The 20161-nt window shown below is 58.4% G+C and carries 20 protein-coding genes and 1 pseudogene; 9 read left to right on the top strand and 12 right to left on the bottom strand.

Annotated elements, in window-relative coordinates; translation table 11 throughout:
* Positions 1-542: 542 nt before the first annotated feature.
* Positions 543-1064 (top strand): annotated as a pseudogene (locus tag M2397_RS30365) (methyl-accepting chemotaxis protein); the annotation flags it as partial.
* A gap of 336 nt (positions 1065-1400) precedes the next feature.
* A complete protein-coding gene (locus M2397_RS04870) occupies positions 1401-1649 on the top strand; it encodes a CsbD family protein (RefSeq protein WP_167656119.1) in 249 nt (82 codons plus the stop codon).
* A 248-nt stretch (positions 1650-1897) separates the two neighbouring features.
* On the opposite strand, the gene M2397_RS04875 is transcribed toward M2397_RS04870, so the two are convergent.
* Positions 1898-2650 carry a metallophosphoesterase gene (locus tag M2397_RS04875; RefSeq protein WP_167656120.1) on the bottom strand — a complete coding sequence of 251 codons (753 nt, stop codon included), beginning with the start codon at positions 2648-2650 and terminating at the stop codon, positions 1898-1900.
* 196 nt (positions 2651-2846) lie between these two features.
* Here M2397_RS04875 and M2397_RS04880 point away from each other — a divergent pair, with 196 nt between their 5' ends.
* The gene (locus M2397_RS04880) at positions 2847-3068 is read left to right on the top strand and encodes a hypothetical protein (RefSeq protein WP_167656121.1); all 222 of its coding nucleotides are present in this window, start codon (positions 2847-2849) and stop codon (positions 3066-3068) included.
* Positions 3069-3124: 56 nt separating this feature from the next.
* Here the strand turns inward: M2397_RS04880 and M2397_RS04885 are convergent, their stop codons facing one another.
* Both M2397_RS04885 and M2397_RS04890 read right to left on the bottom strand, forming a co-directional pair.
* Complete coding sequence (locus M2397_RS04885; RefSeq protein WP_131698964.1) at positions 3125-3964, bottom strand: lipopolysaccharide kinase InaA family protein; 840 nt, start codon at positions 3962-3964, stop codon at positions 3125-3127.
* 159 nt (positions 3965-4123) lie between these two features.
* Positions 4124-5311, bottom strand: a complete 1188-nt coding sequence (locus tag M2397_RS04890) for an MFS transporter (RefSeq protein ID WP_167656122.1) — start codon at positions 5309-5311, stop codon at positions 4124-4126.
* Between the two features lie 493 nt (positions 5312-5804).
* Here M2397_RS04890 and mqo point away from each other — a divergent pair, with 493 nt between their 5' ends.
* Positions 5805-7451, top strand: a complete 1647-nt coding sequence (gene mqo / locus M2397_RS04895) for a malate dehydrogenase (quinone) (RefSeq protein ID WP_259242374.1) — start codon at positions 5805-5807, stop codon at positions 7449-7451.
* 85 nt (positions 7452-7536) lie between these two features.
* On the opposite strand, the gene M2397_RS04900 is transcribed toward mqo, so the two are convergent.
* Positions 7537-8250: an NADPH-dependent F420 reductase gene (locus tag M2397_RS04900; RefSeq protein WP_259242375.1), complete on the bottom strand. Its 714-nt coding sequence runs from the start codon at positions 8248-8250 to the stop codon at positions 7537-7539.
* Between the two features lie 50 nt (positions 8251-8300).
* Between M2397_RS04900 and M2397_RS04905 the strand changes: the two genes are divergently transcribed.
* Both M2397_RS04905 and M2397_RS04910 read left to right on the top strand, forming a co-directional pair.
* Positions 8301-9197 (top strand): LysR family transcriptional regulator, encoded by an 897-nt coding sequence (locus M2397_RS04905; RefSeq protein ID WP_184744229.1) that lies wholly within the window; start codon positions 8301-8303, stop codon positions 9195-9197.
* Between the two features lie 131 nt (positions 9198-9328).
* Positions 9329-9658 carry a YXWGXW repeat-containing protein gene (locus M2397_RS04910; protein WP_131698969.1) on the top strand — a complete coding sequence of 110 codons (330 nt, stop codon included), beginning with the start codon at positions 9329-9331 and terminating at the stop codon, positions 9656-9658.
* Between the two features lie 7 nt (positions 9659-9665).
* Here the strand turns inward: M2397_RS04910 and M2397_RS04915 are convergent, their stop codons facing one another.
* The 5 genes from M2397_RS04915 to M2397_RS04935 form a co-directional block, all read right to left on the bottom strand.
* Positions 9666-10037, bottom strand: a complete 372-nt coding sequence (locus tag M2397_RS04915) for a hypothetical protein (protein WP_131698970.1) — start codon at positions 10035-10037, stop codon at positions 9666-9668.
* A gap of 71 nt (positions 10038-10108) precedes the next feature.
* A complete protein-coding gene (locus M2397_RS04920) occupies positions 10109-10504 on the bottom strand; it encodes a PIN domain-containing protein (RefSeq protein WP_131698971.1) in 396 nt (131 codons plus the stop codon).
* A complete protein-coding gene (locus tag M2397_RS04925; protein ID WP_131699039.1) occupies positions 10501-10758 on the bottom strand; it encodes an AbrB/MazE/SpoVT family DNA-binding domain-containing protein in 258 nt (85 codons plus the stop codon). The genes M2397_RS04920 and M2397_RS04925 overlap by 4 nt, the downstream gene beginning before the upstream one ends.
* Before the next feature lie 213 nt (positions 10759-10971).
* Positions 10972-12345 carry a nucleotide 5'-monophosphate nucleosidase PpnN gene (ppnN, locus tag M2397_RS04930; RefSeq protein WP_131698972.1) on the bottom strand — a complete coding sequence of 458 codons (1374 nt, stop codon included), beginning with the start codon at positions 12343-12345 and terminating at the stop codon, positions 10972-10974.
* A 147-nt stretch (positions 12346-12492) separates the two neighbouring features.
* On the bottom strand, positions 12493-13317 hold the full coding sequence (locus M2397_RS04935; protein ID WP_145334823.1) for an aspartyl/asparaginyl beta-hydroxylase domain-containing protein: 825 nt from the start codon (positions 13315-13317) through the stop codon (positions 12493-12495).
* 309 nt (positions 13318-13626) lie between these two features.
* Here M2397_RS04935 and fabV point away from each other — a divergent pair, with 309 nt between their 5' ends.
* Positions 13627-14823: an enoyl-ACP reductase FabV gene (gene fabV, locus M2397_RS04940; RefSeq protein ID WP_167656127.1), complete on the top strand. Its 1197-nt coding sequence runs from the start codon at positions 13627-13629 to the stop codon at positions 14821-14823.
* A gap of 61 nt (positions 14824-14884) precedes the next feature.
* On the opposite strand, the gene M2397_RS04945 is transcribed toward fabV, so the two are convergent.
* Complete coding sequence (locus M2397_RS04945; RefSeq protein ID WP_259242376.1) at positions 14885-16054, bottom strand: CyaA/EF/ExoY family adenylyl cyclase toxin; 1170 nt, start codon at positions 16052-16054, stop codon at positions 14885-14887.
* A 304-nt stretch (positions 16055-16358) separates the two neighbouring features.
* Between M2397_RS04945 and M2397_RS04950 the strand changes: the two genes are divergently transcribed.
* Positions 16359-16982 (top strand): HAD family phosphatase, encoded by a 624-nt coding sequence (locus M2397_RS04950; RefSeq protein WP_259242377.1) that lies wholly within the window; start codon positions 16359-16361, stop codon positions 16980-16982.
* Here M2397_RS04950 and M2397_RS04955 read toward each other — a convergent pair.
* A complete protein-coding gene (locus tag M2397_RS04955; protein ID WP_259242378.1) occupies positions 16979-17884 on the bottom strand; it encodes a LysR family transcriptional regulator in 906 nt (301 codons plus the stop codon). The genes M2397_RS04950 and M2397_RS04955 overlap by 4 nt on opposite strands.
* A gap of 104 nt (positions 17885-17988) precedes the next feature.
* Between M2397_RS04955 and M2397_RS04960 the strand changes: the two genes are divergently transcribed.
* The gene (locus tag M2397_RS04960) at positions 17989-19158 is read left to right on the top strand and encodes an aspartate aminotransferase family protein (protein WP_259242379.1); all 1170 of its coding nucleotides are present in this window, start codon (positions 17989-17991) and stop codon (positions 19156-19158) included.
* On the opposite strand, the gene punR is transcribed toward M2397_RS04960, so the two are convergent.
* A complete protein-coding gene (punR, locus tag M2397_RS04965) occupies positions 19147-20067 on the bottom strand; it encodes a DNA-binding transcriptional activator PunR (protein WP_131698979.1) in 921 nt (306 codons plus the stop codon). The genes M2397_RS04960 and punR overlap by 12 nt on opposite strands.
* Positions 20068-20161 lie beyond the last annotated feature (94 nt).

Genomic DNA, 20161 nt, shown 5'->3' on the forward strand with positions numbered 1-20161 from the left:
CGCTGATGCTTATAGCGACAGGTATTGCTTTGCTGCTGAGCATCACGTTGTCGGCTGTAATTATTCACTTCGTTAAATCCACGCTGGGTGCTGAGCCCACAGACGTTGCATTGGCCATCGAGCGACTGGCAGCTGGTGATCTGAATCAGACCATTTCCACAGATTATCCCGGCAGTGTGATGGGCGTCCTGAAAAACGCGCTAGGCCATCTCGGAGAGACTATTCAGCAAGTACGTAAGGCGGCCCAAGAGGTCAATCACTCCTCCACCCAGTTGTCTGCCGCATCATCGGCTAACAATGAGCAGACCAGCTTACAAACCCGCGAAGCCGAGCAGGTGGCCGCAGCCATAATGCAAATGGCGGCGACGGTTAATGAAGTATCTGGATATGCCGCGCAGGCAGCTGACGCCTCCCGGTTGGCTGATACTGAAGTGGGAAGTGGGAACAAGCTGGTTGCAAGTACCACGCTTGCCATTGAACAGTTGGCAGTAACGCTTGAGCAAACCACTGCTACCGTGAACCAGGTGTCCAAACACAGTGAAAATATCGCGTCAGTGATCGACGTCATCAACGCTATCGCCTCGCAAACCAATTTGCTCGCCTTGAACGCTGCCATTGAGGCGGCGAGAGCTGGGGAGCACGGGCGTGGGTTTGCGGTGGTAGCTGACGAAGTACGTTCTTTGGCCAATCGTACACAGCAGTCGACCGAGGAAATTCGGGAGATGATCAGTACGCTGCAATTGGGTACCGAAACGGCATCCCAAACTATGCGCGATAGTTGCGAGCTAGCGAGCCAAACGGTCACACAAACCCGCAGTGCGCAGCATGCATTGGCAAGGATCAGCGAGCAGGTTGCCGCAATCAGTCATATGAACGCCCAGATCGCGAGCGCCTCCGTGCAGCAGAGTAGTGTGACCGATGAGGTCGCTGAAAATATCAACCGCATTCATGGTTCGACTGTTGAGTCTGCCAACGGCGCGCGCCAAGTGGCGGCAGCTAGCATCGAGCTATCAGGTTTGGCGGATCGTCTTACCGCTAAAGTGGCGTTCTTCTCTGCGGCTTAGTGGATTCAGGACAGCTTTTCACTGCTGCACTGACGTCTATGCGCGACTGCTGGGCTACTCAGAAGTTTAACTGGCCACGCAGGATTCTCGGTCGAAGTAAGACAGAACATGCCAACTTATCTTAATGGGGCTGCTACATGGAGTCTTGCTGAGGGCGTCTGCATGCCGTCAGCGGGGGCTGTTTCCTTCAAGTTTTCGAGTTAATGATAGCTGGCCACCTGTGAGCCTCATCAACTTTGAACTAATCATTACCAGAGTCTCCCTAATGCCGTGAAGGTTGCCTCAAGCCCAGGTTTATTCTGGGTTACTCAATCACACACGAAGGTTTGGTGAATCATGAAGAGCGAACAGGTAGAAGGTGTTGTTGAAAAGGTTGCCGGCAAAGCGCAGAGCGCAGTTGGGAAACTGTTTGGTGATTCGAAGCTGGAAGCTGAAGGTGCTGGTCGGCAAGCAGCTGGACAGCTGACACAAGCCTATGGCGACGCACTGGACAGCGTATCTACATTCGTTAAAGAAAAACCAGTTGCGGCAATCGCGATTGGTGCAGTTGCCCTGTTGGTTCTAGACCGTCTTTTTCGTCGCTGAGTGAGGAAGAAGGGACGTTCCGACAGGGGCGTTCCCTTTTGCGTTTATTCACCCCCGCCCCCTAGATTTTTCCATCAGTGGGCTTCTGGGGCGCGGGCAGGTATGCACGACTCAATTCCATCCGCGCACCGCGTCTGAATTACTACGAGACTATTGGGCCACTTAGCTCGTGGAAATGGACACTGGAGGGGCTGTCCCCAGCATAGAGTCATAATCCCTTAGGGAAATATTTGCTCACGTTCAAGTGACTACTGCGAGCTGACCCCGAGAGAGTCATGCAATGAATGCATGCTCACATGCGCAACCTCTCCACTTTCCATCTCTATCAAACTCAACGCGCCGTCCGAAAAAGAACAACCCGTATCGATATAAACGACATTGCCCAATGCATGCACATGAGGGACTGTCGAGTGGCCCACATATAACCTATCCAAACCTATGATCGCTGCCTGGTTTTGCTGCTCTATTTTTTCCCTGGCATAGAGTGCGGTTTTCAACGCTAGTTGTTGCGTGGTTTCCCCTCGCACTCCACTGATAGCGTCTTTGGCGTCTTGCCAACTATGGGTTGCACATGAAAGAAACGCTTCAGCATGGACGATGCCGATTTTTCGACCATCCGATAAGCCGATCTCAATCATTACTGGGAGCGTTTGCAGTACGTTGTAAATCTCGGTCTGGACACTGGGCGACAGCGCGTAAAGCCACGCTCCGCCGTTTCGTGTGTGCCTGTTGATGTCGCCACGACCGCAGAGGCAATCAAGAAGCATCTGTTCGTGGTTACCGCGTACGCCGTAAAACCAGGGTTCGCTGAGCCACTTCAATACGTCTATAGAGTCAGGGCCTCTATCAATAAGGTCGCCCACACAAAACAAGCGATCCTGTAGTGTGTTGAAGTTTACTTTTTTCATGAGTGACGCGAGTAGCTTGAAATGCCCGTGAATATCACCCACCACGAAGTCGCGGCCCTTTGGGTTGGATTCAAATACTTCGATGGTGTACATGTTCAGGGCTTCGATGGGGTGGACATTGACGGACTATATCATTGCCAACGCCTCCGAAAACCTGGCATCCCCGCCAAGGCGGCAACCTGAACCCTCCCTGACAGCCAGCAAAGTTTCATAATTCCCTACACCGTTGAGGTCTACGATCTTGCTCAAGAGAGGCCCCCCGCGCCTCCAGCTCCTAGGGAACTGAAAAATGATCTCGAACCTCGTCAAAGTCGCGATGATTGCTGGCACGTTGCTGTTGGGTGCTTGCTCATCGGGTTCGTCCGGCGCGAGCAGTGACCCTTGCTTTTCAGGCGGATGCCAGGCGTTTGGGGACCACAGCCCCAGCAAGGCCGCGAAGATGAATTTTGGCGGCAGTGCGCTGGGGAGTCGTTATGGGGAGTATGGGTCGGGGCTGTTGCATGATGATTGATGGCGCATCGCATATAGCCCCGCGGGGCAAGCGCCCTTGTCGCTGGGGGAGGTGAGTCAGCCCGTTACCACAACCCCTTTATGGAAAATCTCGCGCCTGGCGCGGCGGCTGATGTTTTCATGTTTGCTTGACGTGTAGATTTCGTCAAAGCGAGCGCGATCAACGCCGTCGTAGTTGCCAAGTTCTTGCAGCACCCTCCGGTCGTAATCCTCTTCGATCATGAACCGGAAAATCTCCCGCCTATAATAGAACCCAAATTGAAACGCCAGCACCTCGGACAAGTAATCCGTTGGCGAGAGAAAGCAGTTTTCCAGGTCGATGGCCTTGGCGTGCGTCGGCTGCTCCAGGTTGATCATCACATTGTTTGCCCAGAAGTCCATGTGCACTACGCCTTTGCTATGCAGGCAGCGCAACAGTTTGAACGACGCGGTGATCAGGCTCTGAATGTCACGCTCCTGCTTGAGCCATTCCAGGCCATTAAGGTAACCCTCCAGCATCTCGGTAAAGATGAAGAATTCCTGGATCAGGCCAAGCGCTGACTTTCGGTAACCGAACCCATACAAGCCAGCAATCGGTGCACCGCGTTTCTGGGCGCCGAGGGTGTTGATGACCTCTTCGACCGGCCAGTCAAACGCACCGTCTCGCTTGGCGCGCCCGAAAGTCACTCGCAATTTGGGTCTGAGGCTGTCCAGCGGCTGGGATTTGGCGAACAGGGTGGCTTCCTTCCCTTTGAGCGGTGCGCTGATGCGGTCTGTCAGTTGGTGTCGCGTGTCGATCAGGTCCTGAATCGCCTGCTGCGTTCTGTGGTCGGTGGGAGCGATGGTGAAGATTGTCGCGTTGCGATGAGTGAGTGTCATCGGAAAACTCTGCAATACACCTGTGTCAGGAAAGCTCACAGCACGTCCTTGTCATTTGGAATAAACATGACGGACATGTTACAGCTTGTGCTTATTGGATCCAACCTGAACCTTGGCTGAACGGAAGTGAAACAGTCTCCATTACACCGATTATTCGCTGTTCCTGACGATTGAAGTGTGCTTTCAGGCCCGGGGCGCTTAATGCCCTCCCTGCATTCGCCGTGCTATCAAGTAGATGCCGAGCCCAGCCAGCGCCGTGGCTGCGCCTATGTAGCCGGTGCTGGTCCAGCCGTATCCGGCTGTAATCGCCATCCCGCCAAACCACGGCCCCAGTGCGTTCGCCAGATTGAACGCCGCGTGGTTCGATGCCGCTGCGAGGCTTGGCGCTTCGTGGGCGATGTCCATCAGACGGATCTGCAACGGCGCGGCCAACGACACCATGGTGCCCACCAGACCCATGCTCAGCAGCACGCCCCATAGCGAGGACGCCGCGAGGGGGAAGAACAGCAACACGGCCATCGACCACACCAGAATCCAACCCACCGCGCGAAACTGCATGCGATCAAACAGCTTGCCGCCGGCGATGTTGCCGATAATCCCGCCCACGCCAAACGCTGCCAGACCAAATGGAATCCACTGCGGCGACACTTTGGTCACTTCCAGCATGGTCGGCGCCAGGTAGCTGAACACGCAGAACATGCCGGCAAAACCGATGGCACCAATCGACAGGGCCATCCACACCTGGGGTTTGGTGAAGGCGCGCAGTTCCTTGCGTGGGTCGCTGCGTTGTTCGTCGTGGCGATGGGGCACGAATTGCCAGACCAGGGCGATGGTGCACAGGGCGATCACGCTCACCAGTGCAAACGCCGAGCGCCAGCCCAAGTGCTGGCCGAGGAAGGTGGCGATGGGGTTGCCGAGCAGCATTGCGAGGGTCAGGCCCATCATCACCCGCGCCACGGCGCCGGCGCGTTTGTCGTTGGGCACCATGCTCGAGGCGACCACCGCGGCAATGCCGAAGTAGGCGCCGTGGGGCAGGCCGCTGATAAAGCGGAACGCCATCAGTGAGCCGAAGGTCGGGGTGAAGGCGGTGGCGAGGTTGCCCAGGGCATACAGGCCCATCAGCAACAGCAGCATATGTTTGCGCAGCAGCTTGGCGCCGAGGATGGCCAGCAGTGGGGCGCCGACCATCACGCCCAATGCATAGGCGCTGATGGCGTGGCCGACTTGGGGTTCGCTTAAACTTAGGTTCTGGGCGATGTCGGGCATCAAACCCATGATGGCGAATTCGCCGGTACCGATAGCGAAAGCGCCCACGGCCATGGCAGCTTCCATTTTTGCGGCGCTGCGCGCGGGCAGCACATGCCCGGGAGTTTGGTGGATAGACATGGATCGCTCTGTGTTGAAGGGTGATACGGGGGAAAGCCGCCGATGCTACGCAAGCAGCGACGAAGGTGTCTAGAACAGCCTTTTTTGGCAGAGTTCAGTTTCATTAAACACCCTGTGACCCCACGTCACGCTTGCCACGCTTGACATCCGCGCGTTAAAACCCGCGATTTAGAACTGTCAATTGGCCAAACGACGCATAAACGCCGTTTAGCGTGATATTCTGCGCGCCGTCTTGGTCTAGTCTTTCCTCGGTACGTACATCCGTATACGTCCCGGCGGTTGGCTGTCGCCCAGGTAGCTGAAGCCAATAATGATAAGAAGTCAGCGCAGAAGGGACATAAAAGTGAGGTCGATACGTCGGCCTTGTGTGCCCACCCTGCGGTCCCCGAGTGACTGTGCAAACCCCGCGGTGCGTTGCCTGGCGCAGCGTGATTGAGGGTTGCCCATGATCAGGGGCGGTGGGGCGGATGGCGTTTTATCATAGGTGCTACTGATGTTTAAAAAAGTAAACACTGCCCTGCTGGGGCTGGCTTTGTCGATGGGGATCACGTCCGTTCACGCGGAAGAGGCAAAGAAAGTCGATGTGCTGCTGATCGGCGGCGGCATCATGAGTGCAACCCTGGGTGTCTGGCTTAACGAACTGGAGCCGGGCTGGTCGATGGAAATGGTCGAGCGCCTCGATGGCGTCGCCGAAGAAAGCTCCAACGGCTGGAACAACGCCGGTACCGGTCACTCGGCCCTGGCTGAGTTGAACTACACCCCGGAAGACAAGAACGGCAACGTTGAGATCCCGAAAGCGGTCGAGATCAACGAAGCGTTCCAGATCTCCCGTCAGTTCTGGTCCTGGCAGGTCCAGCAGGGTGTGCTGAAGAACCCGCGTTCGTTCATCAACGCCACACCGCACATGAGTTTTGTGTGGGGCGATGAAAACATCAAGTTCCTCAAGAAGCGCTACGAAGCCCTGCAAGCGAGCCCGCTGTTTGCCGGCATGCAGTACTCCGAAGACCCGGCGCAGATCGCCAAATGGGTTCCGCTGATGATGGAAGGGCGTGACCCGAACCAGAAAATCGCGGCTACCTGGAGCCCGCTGGGTACCGACATGAACTTCGGCGAGATTACCCGCCAGTTCGTCGCTCACCTGCAAACCACGCCTAAGTTCGACCTGAAACTGTCGAGCGAAGTGCAGGACATCACCAAGAACGCCGACGGCTCGTGGCGTGTCAGCTACAAAAACCTGAAAGACGGCACCAAGACTGAAACCGACGCCAAGTTCGTGTTCATCGGCGCCGGCGGCGGTGCACTGCACCTGCTGCAAAAGTCGGGCATTCCTGAGGCCAAGGAATACGCAGGCTTCCCGGTCGGCGGCTCGTTCCTGGTGACCGATAACCCAACCGTCGCCGAGCAGCACCTGGCCAAGGCCTACGGCAAGGCTTCGGTTGGCGCGCCACCGATGTCGGTTCCGCACCTGGACACCCGCGTGCTGGATGGCAAGCGCGTGATTCTGTTTGGCCCATTCGCCACCTTCTCGACCAAGTTCCTGAAAGAAGGCTCGTACCTGGACCTGCTGACCAGCACCACCACCCACAACATCTGGCCAATGACCAAAGTCGGTATTCGTGAATACCCACTGGTCGAGTACCTCGCCGGCCAACTGATGCTGTCGGATGACGACCGCTTCAAGGCGCTGCAAGAGTACTTCCCGAACGCCAAGCAATCCGATTGGCGCCTGTGGCAAGCCGGTCAGCGCGTGCAGATCATCAAGCGTGACGAAGAACAGGGCGGCGTCCTGAAACTCGGTACCGAAGTGGTCAGCTCCGCCGACAACACCATTGCAGGCCTGTTGGGTGCATCGCCAGGCGCGTCCACCGCGGCTCCGATCATGCTGACCGTGCTGCAGAAAGTGTTCAAGGACAAGGTCGCGACCCCTGAGTGGCAGGCAAAACTGCACCAGATCGTACCGAGCTACGGCACCAAGCTGAACGACAGTCCTGAGGCTGTTGCCAAGGAATGGGCCTACACCGCCAATATCCTGCAACTGCCTGCACCGCCCGCGATTCCGCAACAGGCTGCTCCTAAGGCCACCGAGGCCGCCAAGCCTGCGGCTGAGCCGAGCAAGCCGGCGTCTGACCTGGCGCTGTAAGCTGCTGGCGAGGTCCTGAGTCAGGACCTTACCGCTAACAAAAAGCCCGCTGAACCGGTAACGGTCAGCGGGCTTTTTTATGGGGTCAAGTGCGAGAGCGCTCGACAGGCGGCAGTTCAACCGTACGCTCGGCGGCGGCCAGCGCTGCCTTCAAGCCAGCCTGGTCCAGCGCGACGCAATAGGCAGGCTTGCCGCGTTCCAACCGCCAGCTCTCATCCAGGCTACCGGCATCCACGGCGTCGAAACCCAATTCGTCGAGTAGCGTGATGACGCGTGCCTTCGCTGCGGCGTCATCCGCTGCCACCGGCAACGCTCGGCGGTCGGGTGCACCGTGGGGGCGGGCGTCCTGCGTCAGGTCGGGAGCGAAGATCGCGTTGAACACTTTCACCACATGTGAATGGGGCAAATGCTCGGCGAGCAACCGGCTGGTAGTGGTTTCAAAGCGATCCAGTACCGGGATATGGCCGTCGCGGTTCGGGTAATAATTATTGGCGTCCATCACGGTCTTGCCCTCCAGCCATTGCGCCGGGACGCTGCGGTAATGCTCCAGGGGGATCGCCACGAGCACCACATCGCCGAATTTGGCGGCGTCGTCGGCACTGCCCACCTGCACGCCGAGTATGCCGCTCACTACGCTGCTCATGGTGTGGGGGCCACGGGAGTTGCTCAACATCACTTCGTGCCCGGCCGCCAGCGCCAGTTGGGCCACGGCGCGCCCGATAAAGCCTGCTCCAATAACACCAATCTTCATGGTCTTGCTCCAATGAATGGGGGAGCGGTTATGATGATTGGCAACCAATCGGCGATAAATCGTCGTTTTGGTGTGGATGTTGTTACTGGGAGTAGGGAATGATGGATCGCCTGTCGAGCATGAATGCCTTTGTGATGGCTGCAGAGTTGGGCTCGTACGCGCGGGCTGCCGAGCGCTTAAGCATATCGCCGCAGATGGTGGCCAAGCATGTCACCGCGCTGGAGCAGCGCCTGGGCGCTCGCTTACTTAACCGCACCACACGAAGGCAAAGCCTGACGGAACTGGGGAGCGCGTACTACGAGCGTTGCAAACATATCCTGGTAGAAGCCGAGGCTGCCGATTCACTGGCGCAGATCATGAACGACACGCCGCGCGGCAAGCTGAAAATCACCGCTCCCGTCACCTTCGGTTCCTACAGCCTGATGCCGTTGATTACCGGGTTCCTGCGCGACAACCCGGATGTGGAAATTGACTTGCACCTGACCGACCGTTTCGTGGACCTGGTGGAGGAGGGCTATGAAGCCGCTTTTCGTATCGGCCCCCTGGCGACCACGGGTCTGACAGCCAGGCCACTGGCACCTTACCGTCTGGTGGTCTGTGCTTCGCCGGAATACCTGGCGGCACGCGGTACCCCGAAGGCCCCGGCGGATCTTGAGCATCACGAATGCCTCGGCTACGCCTTCTGGTCGCGGCCGGTAGACCGCGAGTGGGTACTTTACGACGGGGCGACCCCACACAAGGTTCAGGTTGCCAGCCGTTTGCAGATCAACGAAAGCCGCGCCTTGATGTCGGCTGCGTTGGATGGTTTTGGCATCGTGCTCGGTTCGGAAGACTTCTTGCGCGAGGCGTTGGCCAGAGGCGAATTGGTGAGAGTGCTGCCGGACTTTGAAGCGCCGAGCCGGCCGATGCACCTTGTCTACACGGCGAACCGCCAGCGTACGGCCAAGCTGAGACGTTTTGTCGAAGCGGTGTTGAGAAGCTTCGGTCACCCTTGATGCGTGCTGCTTCAGCAATCCGACAGACACAACCTGTTAAAAAAGTACCCAGGCCTGAGCAGGAGCACGGCTGAAACACGGGGGCATTTTTACCGGTGCAGGTGTTGGGCGATAACGCCCGAGGGGGTTGTATGTTGTTACGTTACGCGGCATTAGCGGCAGTTGTGGTCGCGGCGTCCGGGTGTGTGCAGGAGCGCGTGGTGCATGAGCGACGGCCTGTACAGCGTGAATATGTCGAGGTGGTTGCGCCACAACCGCCGCCGGCCCAGATCATCGAAGTCGAGCCTGCCGTACGTGAAGGTTACATATGGTCACGTGGTTACTGGCGCTGGGAAGGCGGGCGCTACGTTGCTGTACACGGCCATTGGGAGCCGGTGCGCGAAGGCTATCGTTATGTGCATCCGCATTGGGTGCAGCGCAATGATGGTTACCACTGGCAGGTGGGTGGCTGGGTTCGTTGAACCCCGACTAGGAGGGCTTCTTTGTACCCAGGAGCCGTACTTCCCGCAGCAGCGCGGCACCGAGTTGATCGGTGCCCAGTTCCCTGTATCCCACGGCCTTGACCTCTCCGTTCTCTTCGGCCTGGATGATGATCACCGGTGTCTCTTTGCCGCTGGCTTCGTCGATGTGAAAAGCGTATTGGGGAATATCCACCTTGATCGGCGTACCCGCCGCTTTGCCTTTCACATTGATCAGGAACGCTGCGCAGCCGGTGTCGACATCCACACTGGTGGCAGAGCGCCCGCTGACGAAGCAGCTCTTCGGCAGGTCGGGCCAGATGATCTCGGCCAGGGCGAGGGACGGCGTCAGGGTCAGGGCAGCAAGAAGAAGCGTGCGCACGTGGGGCTTTCTCTCGATCAGGGATTAGCGCGACTTTTACCAAAGCCTGCCCGTCGCCGCAATGTTCCGGCTCAGCCCAGACGCTTCATGCCCGCTGCCTTGGCCGCACTGAGGTCAAAGGTGGCGGTGTATTCGCACCCGGCGGCGTGGGCGCAGCGCTCTATCAGGCAGTCGGCGAAATCGGCGTTGTTGGCCGTGAACCGTCGAAGCGCCTGCCAGATGACTTCGGCATGTTCGATGGTCAATTCACGGGTGCGCAGCAGGGTTTCCAGAACGACGACGATGTCATTTTTGGCGGATTGGTAGCAGCTCTGTAATACCCACACCAGCTCCACCACGGAGACCAGGCTGACAAACCCTGGCGAAAGTGTGGTGAGGGACTCGATCAACTCGGATGCCTTGGGGGATTGAACGGGATCATCCTGGGTGACGTAGCGCACCAGTACATTGGTATCCAGTCCGATCATCCAGCCTTCGCTCCCTGCGCTGCGATGGCGCGGTTCATGTCGTCAATGGACACAGCCCTGGCAGGCTTCTGGATCAACCCCTTGAGATCATGGACAGTCTTGCTCGCTGCAATGATGGAAAACTTGCCATCTTCCGTTTCGACGAACTCGACGCGGTCGCCTGTTTCCAGGCCAAGTGCGGTCCTGACTTGGACGGGGATGGTGATTTGCCCTTTTGAGGTAAGTGTGGCGGTCGCCATAGTAAAGATCTCCAACATGATGCTCCTTACCTTAGGGTAAGGAATGGTGGAGGACAATATCCGTTGGTCCATAGGTCGCTCTTCAGGTGGGATGAGTCGGCCTATAAAAACTAGTCCGAACTCAGTCCTGCCGCACGCTTACCCACGCCGCAAAGCAATACAAACTATGACCGACCGCCAGTTGAAGCCTGGCGGCTGTCATCAAGCGCGCGGCAGTGCCGAGCTAGCTCACTGCACCACGCGATAGCACGGTACATACGCCGCGCCGCCCGGCAACTTCATGCGGTGCTGGGCGACAAACGCCTGCAACAGCTCATCCAGTGGCTTCATGATGGCCGGGTCGCCGTTGATCTCGTACGGGCCGTGTTGTTCGATCAGGCGAATACCCTTGTCCTTGACGTTACCGGCCACGATCCCGGAAAACGCCCGGCGCAGGTTGGCCGCCAGCTCATGGGGCGGCAGTGCGTGGCTCAGTTGCAGGCTGGCCATGTTTTCGTGGGTCGGGTCGAACGGGCGCTGGAAGCCTTCGTCGATCTTCAGCAGCCAGTTGAAGTGGAACGCGTCGTTGCGCTCACGGCGGAACTGCTTCACCGCCTTGAGGCCGGCAGTCATCTGGCGGGCCACTTCGGCCGGGTCGTCGATGATGATCTGGTAGTGCGCCTGCGCGGCTTCGCCGAGGGTGGCGCCGACGAAGGCGTGCAGTTGTTGCAGGTACGGCGCGGCTTGTTTCGGCCCGGTGAGAATGACCGGGAAGGGCACGTCGCGATTGTCCGGGTGCATCAGGATGCCCAGCAGGTACAGAAACTCTTCAGCCGTGCCGGCGCCGCCGGGGAAGATAATGATGCCGTGGCCAACGCGCACGAAGGCTTCCAGGCGCTTTTCGATGTCCGGCAGGATCACCAGTTCGTTAACGATGGGGTTCGGCGCTTCGGCAGCAATGATGCCCGGCTCGGTCAGGCCCAGGTAACGCCCGCCGGTGATGCGTTGCTTGGCGTGGGAAATGGTCGCACCCTTCATCGGGCCTTTCATCACGCCAGGGCCGCAACCGGTGCACACGTCGAGGCTGCGCAGGCCGAGTTCGTGGCCGACTTTCTTGGTGTATTTGTATTCTTCGGTATTGATCGAGTGCCCGCCCCAGCACACCACGATCTTCGGCTCCACGCCCGGGCGTAGCGTGCGAGCGTTGCGCAGCAGGTGGAATACGTAGTCGGTGATGCCCTGGGAGTTGCTCAAGTCGATGCGCTGGCTGTCCAGTTCGTTCTCGGTGTAGACGATGTCGCGCAGGGCGCTGAACAGCATTTCGCGAGTGCTGGCGATCATTTCGCCATCGACGAAGGCGTCGGCGGGGGCGTTCAACAACTCCAGGCGCACGCCACGGTCCTGCTGGTGGATGCGCACTTCAAAGTCTTTGTAGGCGTCGAGGATGGTCTTGGCGTTATCGATATGCGCGCCGGTGTTGAGGATCGCCAGGGCGCACTGGCGAAACAGAGTGTAGATGCTGCCGGTACCGGCTTCGCTCAGTTGCTGGACTTCACGTTGGGACAGGGTTTCGAGGCTGCCCTTGGGGCTGACGGAGGCATTGATGACTTGGCGTTGGGGCATTCTGATTCCTTGAAAACGCAGCCACCGCACCTGTCGAGGTGCGATGACGTGAGAATGGTGGGCGCAGGTTAGAGCGCACGAGCCGGATATTTACCTCAGGCGCAGGGCCGAGCGCAAATACCGTCCAACACCATCATGCCGCAGAACTTACTCAATCAGCTTCCAGTTTTTGTAGAAAACTCGCCGCAGGGTAAAGACCATCCCGGCAAACCCCGCGATCACGGCGTTAAGCACCGACGGCAGTGGCGTAGGCCGTACGATGTCGATAAACAGGCAGTAACGCTTGGCGTCGTTCTTGTTGAAGGACGCATGCATCAGCGTGTCATCAAAAATAAACAGCGGGTCGTCATGCCAGTAGTGCTTGTGCTTTCCGACCTGGATGTACACGCCGTCGTGATGGGGTGCCGGTGCCATGTTGTAGAGCACGCGGAACATCATGCGCAGCGGGCCGAAGTGAAAAGACGTCGAGCGGTTTTCGTTGAACACCGACACGCCGATGGTTTTCACGAACGGCAGTTTTTTGCGCAGTTCAGGAATATCCAGGGTGGTTTCGATCGGCCGCCCGTACCACTGGAAAAACAACATGCCGCGTTTCTTCTCGGCCATGCGCTCGTCCAGGTAACCGATGATTTCATCCTTGTGGACCATGGCGTCATCGAGCACCTGTTGCAGGTCTGCACGCCAGGCGGGCGGCAGGTCGCGCATCGTATAAAGGTGACGGTTGCGCGAGCTCAGCAGGTCGAACAGGGTGTTGAACGGTGCCAGCAGCCAAGTATTGCGGCCACTGCCGATAAAGTATTTTTTGAAGGTGGGCTTGTCATACAGGCCGTTACGCAGGAAGTCGTAAACGCCGCACACCAGTACCAGGCAGAGGAACACCAGCGTGGTTTCGGGGAACACATCGATAATCAGCAACACGCCGAGTACCCAGGCGACCGATACCGCTTTCTTACGCAAAGCAGACTTGTTCATGCAACTCAGCTCCAGAAGGACGCCATTCGACAGGTCCGGATCCGTGGCTGCGAGTGGTGGGGTTTTGAAACATAATGAAACATCTTCGTCATGATAAGGCGTTCAGCAGCGGATTGGCGTTTTAAATAGTGCGAAATTGTGAAGGCTCGACACAGTCTTTAACCCTGGTGGGCTCGTGTGGATTGGATTTTGTAAACAGAAGATTTGCGACTATCGTGACGCTTCGGTTTTTCGGACGTCATAGACCGGTACGATTGAAGTTGAATGGCCACCATTGGCCTTCGGCACCTTGGAAGAGGCAGAAATTTTATGATCATCAAACCGCGGGTTCGTGGCTTTATCTGTGTGACCGCTCACCCTGTTGGCTGTGAGGCGAACGTCAAGGAACAGATCGACTACGTAACTGAGCACGGCGCCATCAACGATGGCCCGAAGAAGGTGCTGGTCCTCGGCGCTTCCACCGGCTACGGCCTGGCCGCGCGCATCAGTGCTGCGTTTGGCTGCGGCGCCGACACCCTGGGCGTGTTTTTTGAGAAAGAAGGCGAAGAAGGCAAGCTGAGTTCCGCCGGCTGGTACAACAGCGCTGCGTTCGAGAAGTTTGCCGTCGAAAAAGGCCTGTACGCCAAGAGCATCAATGGCGACGCGTTTTCCGACGAGATCAAGCGCCTGACCATCGAAACCATCAAGAAAGACCTGGGCAAGATCGACCTGGTCGTCTACAGCCTGGCCGCGCCACGCCGCACCGATCCCAAGACCGGTGAAGTCTACAACTCCACCCTCAAGCCAATCGGCAAGGCTGTGACCCTGCGCGGTATCAATACCGACAAAGGCGTCGTGGTCGACACCACCCTCGAGCCTGCGACCCAGGAAGAAATCGACGGCACCGTGAAAGTCATGGGCGGCGAAGACTGGCAGCTGTGGATCGACGCCCTGCGTGACGCCGACGTACTGGCCGAAGGCGCCAAGACTACCGCGTTCACCTACCTCGGTGAGAAGTTGACCCAGGACATCTACTGGAATGGCTCCATCGGCGAAGCCAAGAAAGACCTGGACAAGAAAGTCCTGACCCTGCGCGACAACCTCGCTGCACTGAAGGGCGACGCCCGCGTGTCGGTACTCAAGGCGGTGGTCACCCAGGCCAGTTCCGCAATTCCGATCATGCCGCTGTACTTGTCGTTGCTGTTCAAAGTAATGAAAGAGCAGGGCACCCACGAAGGCTGCATCGAGCAGGTCTACGGCCTGTTCAAGGACAGCCTGTACGGCAGCGAACCGAAGCTTGACGCCGATGGTCGCTTGCGTGCCGACCTGGCTGAACTGGAACCGAAGGTTCAGGACGCCGTGGCGGCACTGTGGAACCAGGTCACCGACGAGAACGTCAACGAGATCAGTGATTTTGCCGGCTACAAGGCTGAGTTCCTGCGCTTGTTCGGCTTTGAAGTCGAGGGTGTGGATTACGAGGCTGACGTCAATCCGACCGTGAAGATCAACGGCTTGATCCAAGCGTAAATGATGTGACTGATAGCGGCCTGATCATCGGGTTATCAGGCCGCTGTCTTCCCGTCATGATTCAGGCAAGGCTATTTTTTGCCTGGGTGAAGGCGGACCGCCTCACGTTGGTTACTTCTTTCTCCCACAGGGGATTCAGCGGTACGTGATAACCGCTGTCCTTGGCGGTCTTGATCAGTTCTGCCATTTCCCTGCTGTCGTGGATGATGCTGATTTCATCGAATCGACCCAGTTTTGCCGGTAGGAAAAACGTCGTCGGGTAATTGGCAGCCACTTCCGTGGCCGGGCTGCCCGAGTCCGCGTTGTGATGAACCACTCTCTCTCCCTCGCCGACCAATTTTTGATTGATCAGTCCTATCATCTGCTCTATCCGTGGTGTTGCGTTGCCAAGGTGGGGATCTTCTTTCCGGTAGAAATGGGCGGGGCTTTCGAAGTCTGCGCGTAGCGCCTCAGGAGCTTGCTGATAGCGTTCAACTCGCCCCTTGAAGACACTGTGGGCCACGTCCGGTATGAGGAGTTTGTCCTGGGGGCCGAAGTCGCTGATATGGGGCGCGATCAGGTGCAGGTCGTAATCGGCGGTCAACGGTTTACCTTCTGCATGCTTGGCCAGCACTTCAAGGAGCTTGCCTTGATGGGTGATGAAGTAGCTGTCGCTTGAAGGTGACGTGCGATGGGCTTCGAATGTATAGGTTTGCTGACTGGGCCCGCGGGCGCTTAATTGCAATGTGCCGTCAGCGCCCTGAACGGCCAGTTGGGTTATGTGGCCGAGCTTGACCAATACATCAAGGCGCTGGCTCGACAGCTGCAGGGGCGTTGCAACTGCATGGCCTTCTTGGATACACGCTTGGATTTGCTCATTGGCCTTGGCTACTTTGGCTGGTGTTTTTTCAGCAACTTGTTCAAGTTTGCTGAAGGCCTGGTCTGTACAGATCAGACCTGCCTGAGGGCCCCAGTTGGCGCTCTTGCCTTTGATATGGAAGTCCTTGGTGGGGTGCCCGGCTTCTATCAGGCCTGTTGCGACGGTTTCGACCGGGCGTATGCCTATGATGGAGTTGGTGGTCATTGCGATGTCTTGCAAGGGGGCAAGATGGCTTGGCACGATGCCTGTTTCGTCCTTGACCCGATCGATCAGCACTGCTGTAGGAGTATTTGCGCCTTGGGCAAGATAGTTTTGCAGCGCGGCAAGGCTGTATGCGGAAGGGGAGGTCACTGAAGAGGTTATGCTTGTCATTGAAGTTTCTCCGAGTCATATCTACAGCGAAGTTCGATGATTCCCTCCAGACGCTAGCTCCTTGAGTTGGACGCCCGAGATTAAAGTGAGGGCGCGTTCAAACGGGAAGAACAAGTGTGACTATCTATGTGAGATAGAACCCGCGCATTAAAGCTAAAGGCCTTTATTAACACGGGACGCTGCGGGTTCCCCGCGCACGCCTTGTTTGAATCTCAGAACAATCCTACTCGTGCTTACTTGCTGCTAGGGGCCGGGTACATGCCAAACTGTCCTGACTCTGGCGTTGTACAAAAGGGAGGAACCCATGACGATCCGCGCAGTAGTGTTTGACTTTGGCGGTGTACTGTTCGACTGGAACCCGCAGCACCTGTACCGCAAACTGATTGCCGACGATCAAGAGCGGCAGTGGTTCCTCGATAACATCTGTACCCAGGCCTGGAACACCGAGCAGGATGCGGGGCGGCCGCTGGTCGAAGCCACGCAAAGCCTGATCGATCAATACCCCCACCATGAACCCTTGATCGCGGCCTACTACGACCGATGGCACGAAATGCTGCGTGGCCCGTTGCCCGAAGGCGTGGCGATTCTCAACGCGCTGCATCAGGCCAACATGCCATTGTTCGGGCTCACAAACTGGTCGGCGGAGACCTTTCCCTATGCGCTTGCCAATTACCCCTTCCTTCGGAAATTCCGCAACATCGTGGTGTCCGGCGAGTTGAAGTTGATCAAGCCCGACGCGGCGATCTACCACGCCAGTCTCAGCCAGGTACGGGTGTACCTGCCGGATATCCAGCCGGGGGAAGTGGTGTTTATCGATGATGTCGCCGGCAATATCGAAGCGGCCGTCGCCCTCGGCTGGCAAGGCATTCACCATGTGTCTGCCGAGCAGACGGCGGCGCGATTGCGCGAGTTGGGCGTGGGCTTCTAGCGCGCCCACTTTTCCATGGCGAAATCCACAAAGGCGCGCAGCTTCGGCAAGCGATAACGATCCTGGCCGTACAGCAAATGCATGGGCCGGCTGGGCAGTTGATAGGTGGTCAGCAAGGCCACCAGCTTGCCGGTTTGCAGGTCGGGCTGCACCAGGGCATCCGGCAGCATGACGATCCCCATGCCTTGCACGGCTGCCTGGCGCAAGGCCTGGGAGCTATTGACGGTCAGCGAGCCGGACACCGGGATTTCCACTTCGCCTTCTGCGCCGGTCATGCGCCACAGCTTGTCGGCGTTGCGCCAGTCATCGGTGGAAGGGTAGGCGAACGCCAGGCAGTCGTGCTGTTGCAGGTCCTCGGGCGTCTGTGGTGTACCACGTCGGACCAGGTAGTCCGGTGAGGCGCACAGGGTGATGGTGTAGTCCTGCATCGGTCGGGCGATCAGGCTTGAGGCTTCCAGTTCGCCAAGGCGGATGGCCACGTCAAAGCCGCTGTCGACCATGTCCACGCGCTGGTTGCTGAGCACCACGTACAGCTTGATCAGCGGGTAGCGTTGGGAAAACTCGCTCAAGGCCGGCGCCAAGCGTTCGGTGCCGAAGGCGGGCGGGGCGGTGATGCGCAGAGTGCCTTTGGGAATGTCACTGTGGGCCTGTTCGGCCAGTTGCTCGGAGTCGGCCACCAGTCCCAGTACTTCCAGGCAACGCTGGTAATACTGGCCGCCGAACTCCGTCAGGCTCTGTTTGCGGGTGGTGCGCTTGAGCAGGCTGACGCCCAGGCGTTGTTCGAGGGCGCGCAAGTGGTTGCCGACCATCGTGGTCGACATCCCGCAGGCCTGGGCGGCGGCGGTCATGCTGCCGCTCTCCACCACTTTTACGTATACCGACATCGCCTGGAATAGATCCATTGTAAAGTCCTGGTTTAAAGTCATTGCAGGAAAGTGCAGTTTATCCAGCTCTGGTGGCTAACGATACTTCAACCCATCACAACGATGCACTGGAGCCTGCCACCATGACCGCCGCCTGCCTGATGACCACGTATCAACCCTTAGCCCTGAGTTTTACCCGTGGCCTCGGCACGCGCCTGTGGGACCAGCAGGGGCGTGAATACCTGGACGCGGTGGCGGGCGTTGCGGTGACCAACGTCGGGCATTCGCATCCGAAACTGGTGGCGGCCATCAGTGAGCAGGCCGGCCTGTTGTTGCACACCTCCAACCTCTACAGCATCGATTGGCAGCAACGCCTCGCCCAGCGCCTGACCCAGCTGTCCGGCCTGGACCGTGCCTTCTTCAACAATTCCGGCGCCGAAGCCAACGAGACGGCGCTGAAACTGGCGCGGTTGCATGGCTGGAAAAAAGGCATCGAAGAGCCGTTGGTGGTAGTGATGGAGAATGCTTTTCATGGCCGTACGCTGGGCACCATGGCTGCCAGTGATGGGCCGTCGGTGCGCCTGGGCTTTCAGCGTTTGCCGGGGGATTTTCTCAAGGTCGGTTTCGGTGATCTTGTGGCACTGGAGGCCATCACCAAGACGTTTGGCGCGTGTATCGCGGCGGTCCTGCTCGAGCCGATCCAAGGCGAAAGTGGCGTACAGCCGGCACCGGCCGGTTATCTGCAAGCCCTGCGCGATCACTGTACACGCCACGGCTGGCTGATGATGCTCGATGAAATCCAGACCGGCATCGGCCGCACCGGCGCCTGGTTTGCCTTCCAGCATGAAGGCATTGTCCCGGATGTGATGACCCTGGCCAAAGGCCTCGGCAATGGTGTACCCATCGGTGCCTGCCTGGCCAGGGCTGCGGTAGCCGAGCTGTTCACGCCCGGCAGTCACGGCAGCACCTTTGGCGGCAATCCGCTGGCGTGCCGGGTGGGCTGCACGGTGTTGGACATTATCGAAGAGCAAGGTTTGTTGCAGAACGCTGCGCAACAGGGCGAACGCTTGCTGGCGCGGTTACGCATGGAATTGGAAGACCACCCACAGGTGCTGGCGATTCGCGGACGGGGCCTGATGGTCGGTATTGAGTTGGCCAGCCCCTGTCGCGACCTGGCCCAGCGTGCCGCCCAGGAGCATGGGCTGCTGATCAACGTGACGCGGGGTAAGGTCATTCGCCTGCTGCCGCCGTTGACCCTGGAGGCCAAGGAGGTCGAGATGATCGTGCGGGCCATCACTCGGCTATTGAGCTAGGTCCCTGCCGTTGAGCCACTCCTGGTTCAGGGTGTCGGTATCCCCCAGGTACTCCAGCAACCATGCCATGGCCGGGGACAGTTTGCTCTGTGCCCAGGCCACGCACGATGGGCTGGCCGGGAAGGGGCGCGTCAGTTGCAGCGCCACCAATTCACCGCGTTCGATCCACGGCAATACCTGATGCGCCGGTGCCATGCCGACGCACAGGCCATCGCGCAGGCAATCGATGGCGGAGGCCCAGTTCGGCACCACCAGCCGCCGCTGGTTATCCAGGGTCCAAGTGTCGCGCTTGGGCAGGTTGCGCGAGGTGTCAGTCATGCACAGTGAGGCGAAGGGGCGCAGTTGGTCGTCATTGAGCAACCCTTCCACGGCCGCCAACGGGTGCCGGGCGCTGACCACGCACAGCCAATTCAATAAGCCCATATCGCGAAAGGTGAAGTGACTGGCCACCGGCACGGCGCTGGTGGCGCCGATGACAATATCGGTGCGCTCATCCGCCAAGGCATCCCACACGCCGTTGTACACCTCGTATTCCAGCAGCAACTCCACCTCGGGAAACTGCCGATAGAAATCCAGCACCAACTGCCGGCAGCGCTGGGGTTTGACGATGGAATCCACCGCCACCTTCAACTGGCCACTCCAGCCATTGGCCACCTGCTGGCACAGGCGCCGTGTGCCGAGCATTTTTTTCATCACGCCGCGGGCTTCGTCGATAAACAGGCGGCCGGCGGGTGTCAGCTCCACATCACGATGCCGGCGCACAAACAGCGGCACCGCGAGCCACTCTTCAAGTTGACGTACGGTATAACTGATGGCTGACGGCACGCGGTGCAATTCCTGGGCGGCGGCGCTGAAGCTGCCATGGCGCGCTACCGCATCGACGACATCCAGGGAGTATTCGGACCACATTAGGGTTGCCTTCAAAATTATTGATAAGAACCGCCAATTATTATCGCTTCACACAAAATCTCTCAGCTTCATAATGGGCGGCAGTCAGCAAATA

The organism is Pseudomonas sp. BIGb0381 (assembly GCF_024809815.1).
GTDB lineage: Bacteria > Pseudomonadota > Gammaproteobacteria > Pseudomonadales > Pseudomonadaceae > Aquipseudomonas.

What these genes read in the sequence shown, in the direction of transcription:
- M2397_RS04870 (WP_167656119.1), top strand. Translation starts at nt 1,401, where the DNA reads ATGAAGAGCGAACAGGTAGAAGGTGTTGTTGAAAAGGTTGCCGGCAAA.
- M2397_RS04875 (WP_167656120.1), bottom strand. Translation starts at nt 2,650, where the DNA reads ATGTACACCATCGAAGTATTTGAATCCAACCCAAAGGGCCGCGACTTC.
- M2397_RS04880 (WP_167656121.1), top strand. Translation starts at nt 2,847, where the DNA reads ATGATCTCGAACCTCGTCAAAGTCGCGATGATTGCTGGCACGTTGCTG.
- M2397_RS04890 (WP_167656122.1), bottom strand. Translation starts at nt 5,311, where the DNA reads ATGTCTATCCACCAAACTCCCGGGCATGTGCTGCCCGCGCGCAGCGCC.
- mqo (WP_259242374.1), top strand. Translation starts at nt 5,805, where the DNA reads ATGTTTAAAAAAGTAAACACTGCCCTGCTGGGGCTGGCTTTGTCGATG.
- M2397_RS04905 (WP_184744229.1), top strand. Translation starts at nt 8,301, where the DNA reads ATGATGGATCGCCTGTCGAGCATGAATGCCTTTGTGATGGCTGCAGAG.
- M2397_RS04910 (WP_131698969.1), top strand. Translation starts at nt 9,329, where the DNA reads ATGTTGTTACGTTACGCGGCATTAGCGGCAGTTGTGGTCGCGGCGTCC.
- M2397_RS04920 (WP_131698971.1), bottom strand. Translation starts at nt 10,504, where the DNA reads ATGATCGGACTGGATACCAATGTACTGGTGCGCTACGTCACCCAGGAT.
- ppnN (WP_131698972.1), bottom strand. Translation starts at nt 12,345, where the DNA reads ATGCCCCAACGCCAAGTCATCAATGCCTCCGTCAGCCCCAAGGGCAGC.
- M2397_RS04935 (WP_145334823.1), bottom strand. Translation starts at nt 13,317, where the DNA reads ATGAACAAGTCTGCTTTGCGTAAGAAAGCGGTATCGGTCGCCTGGGTA.
- fabV (WP_167656127.1), top strand. Translation starts at nt 13,627, where the DNA reads ATGATCATCAAACCGCGGGTTCGTGGCTTTATCTGTGTGACCGCTCAC.
- M2397_RS04945 (WP_259242376.1), bottom strand. Translation starts at nt 16,054, where the DNA reads ATGACAAGCATAACCTCTTCAGTGACCTCCCCTTCCGCATACAGCCTT.
- M2397_RS04950 (WP_259242377.1), top strand. Translation starts at nt 16,359, where the DNA reads ATGACGATCCGCGCAGTAGTGTTTGACTTTGGCGGTGTACTGTTCGAC.
- M2397_RS04955 (WP_259242378.1), bottom strand. Translation starts at nt 17,884, where the DNA reads ATGGATCTATTCCAGGCGATGTCGGTATACGTAAAAGTGGTGGAGAGC.
- M2397_RS04960 (WP_259242379.1), top strand. Translation starts at nt 17,989, where the DNA reads ATGACCGCCGCCTGCCTGATGACCACGTATCAACCCTTAGCCCTGAGT.
- punR (WP_131698979.1), bottom strand. Translation starts at nt 20,067, where the DNA reads ATGTGGTCCGAATACTCCCTGGATGTCGTCGATGCGGTAGCGCGCCAT.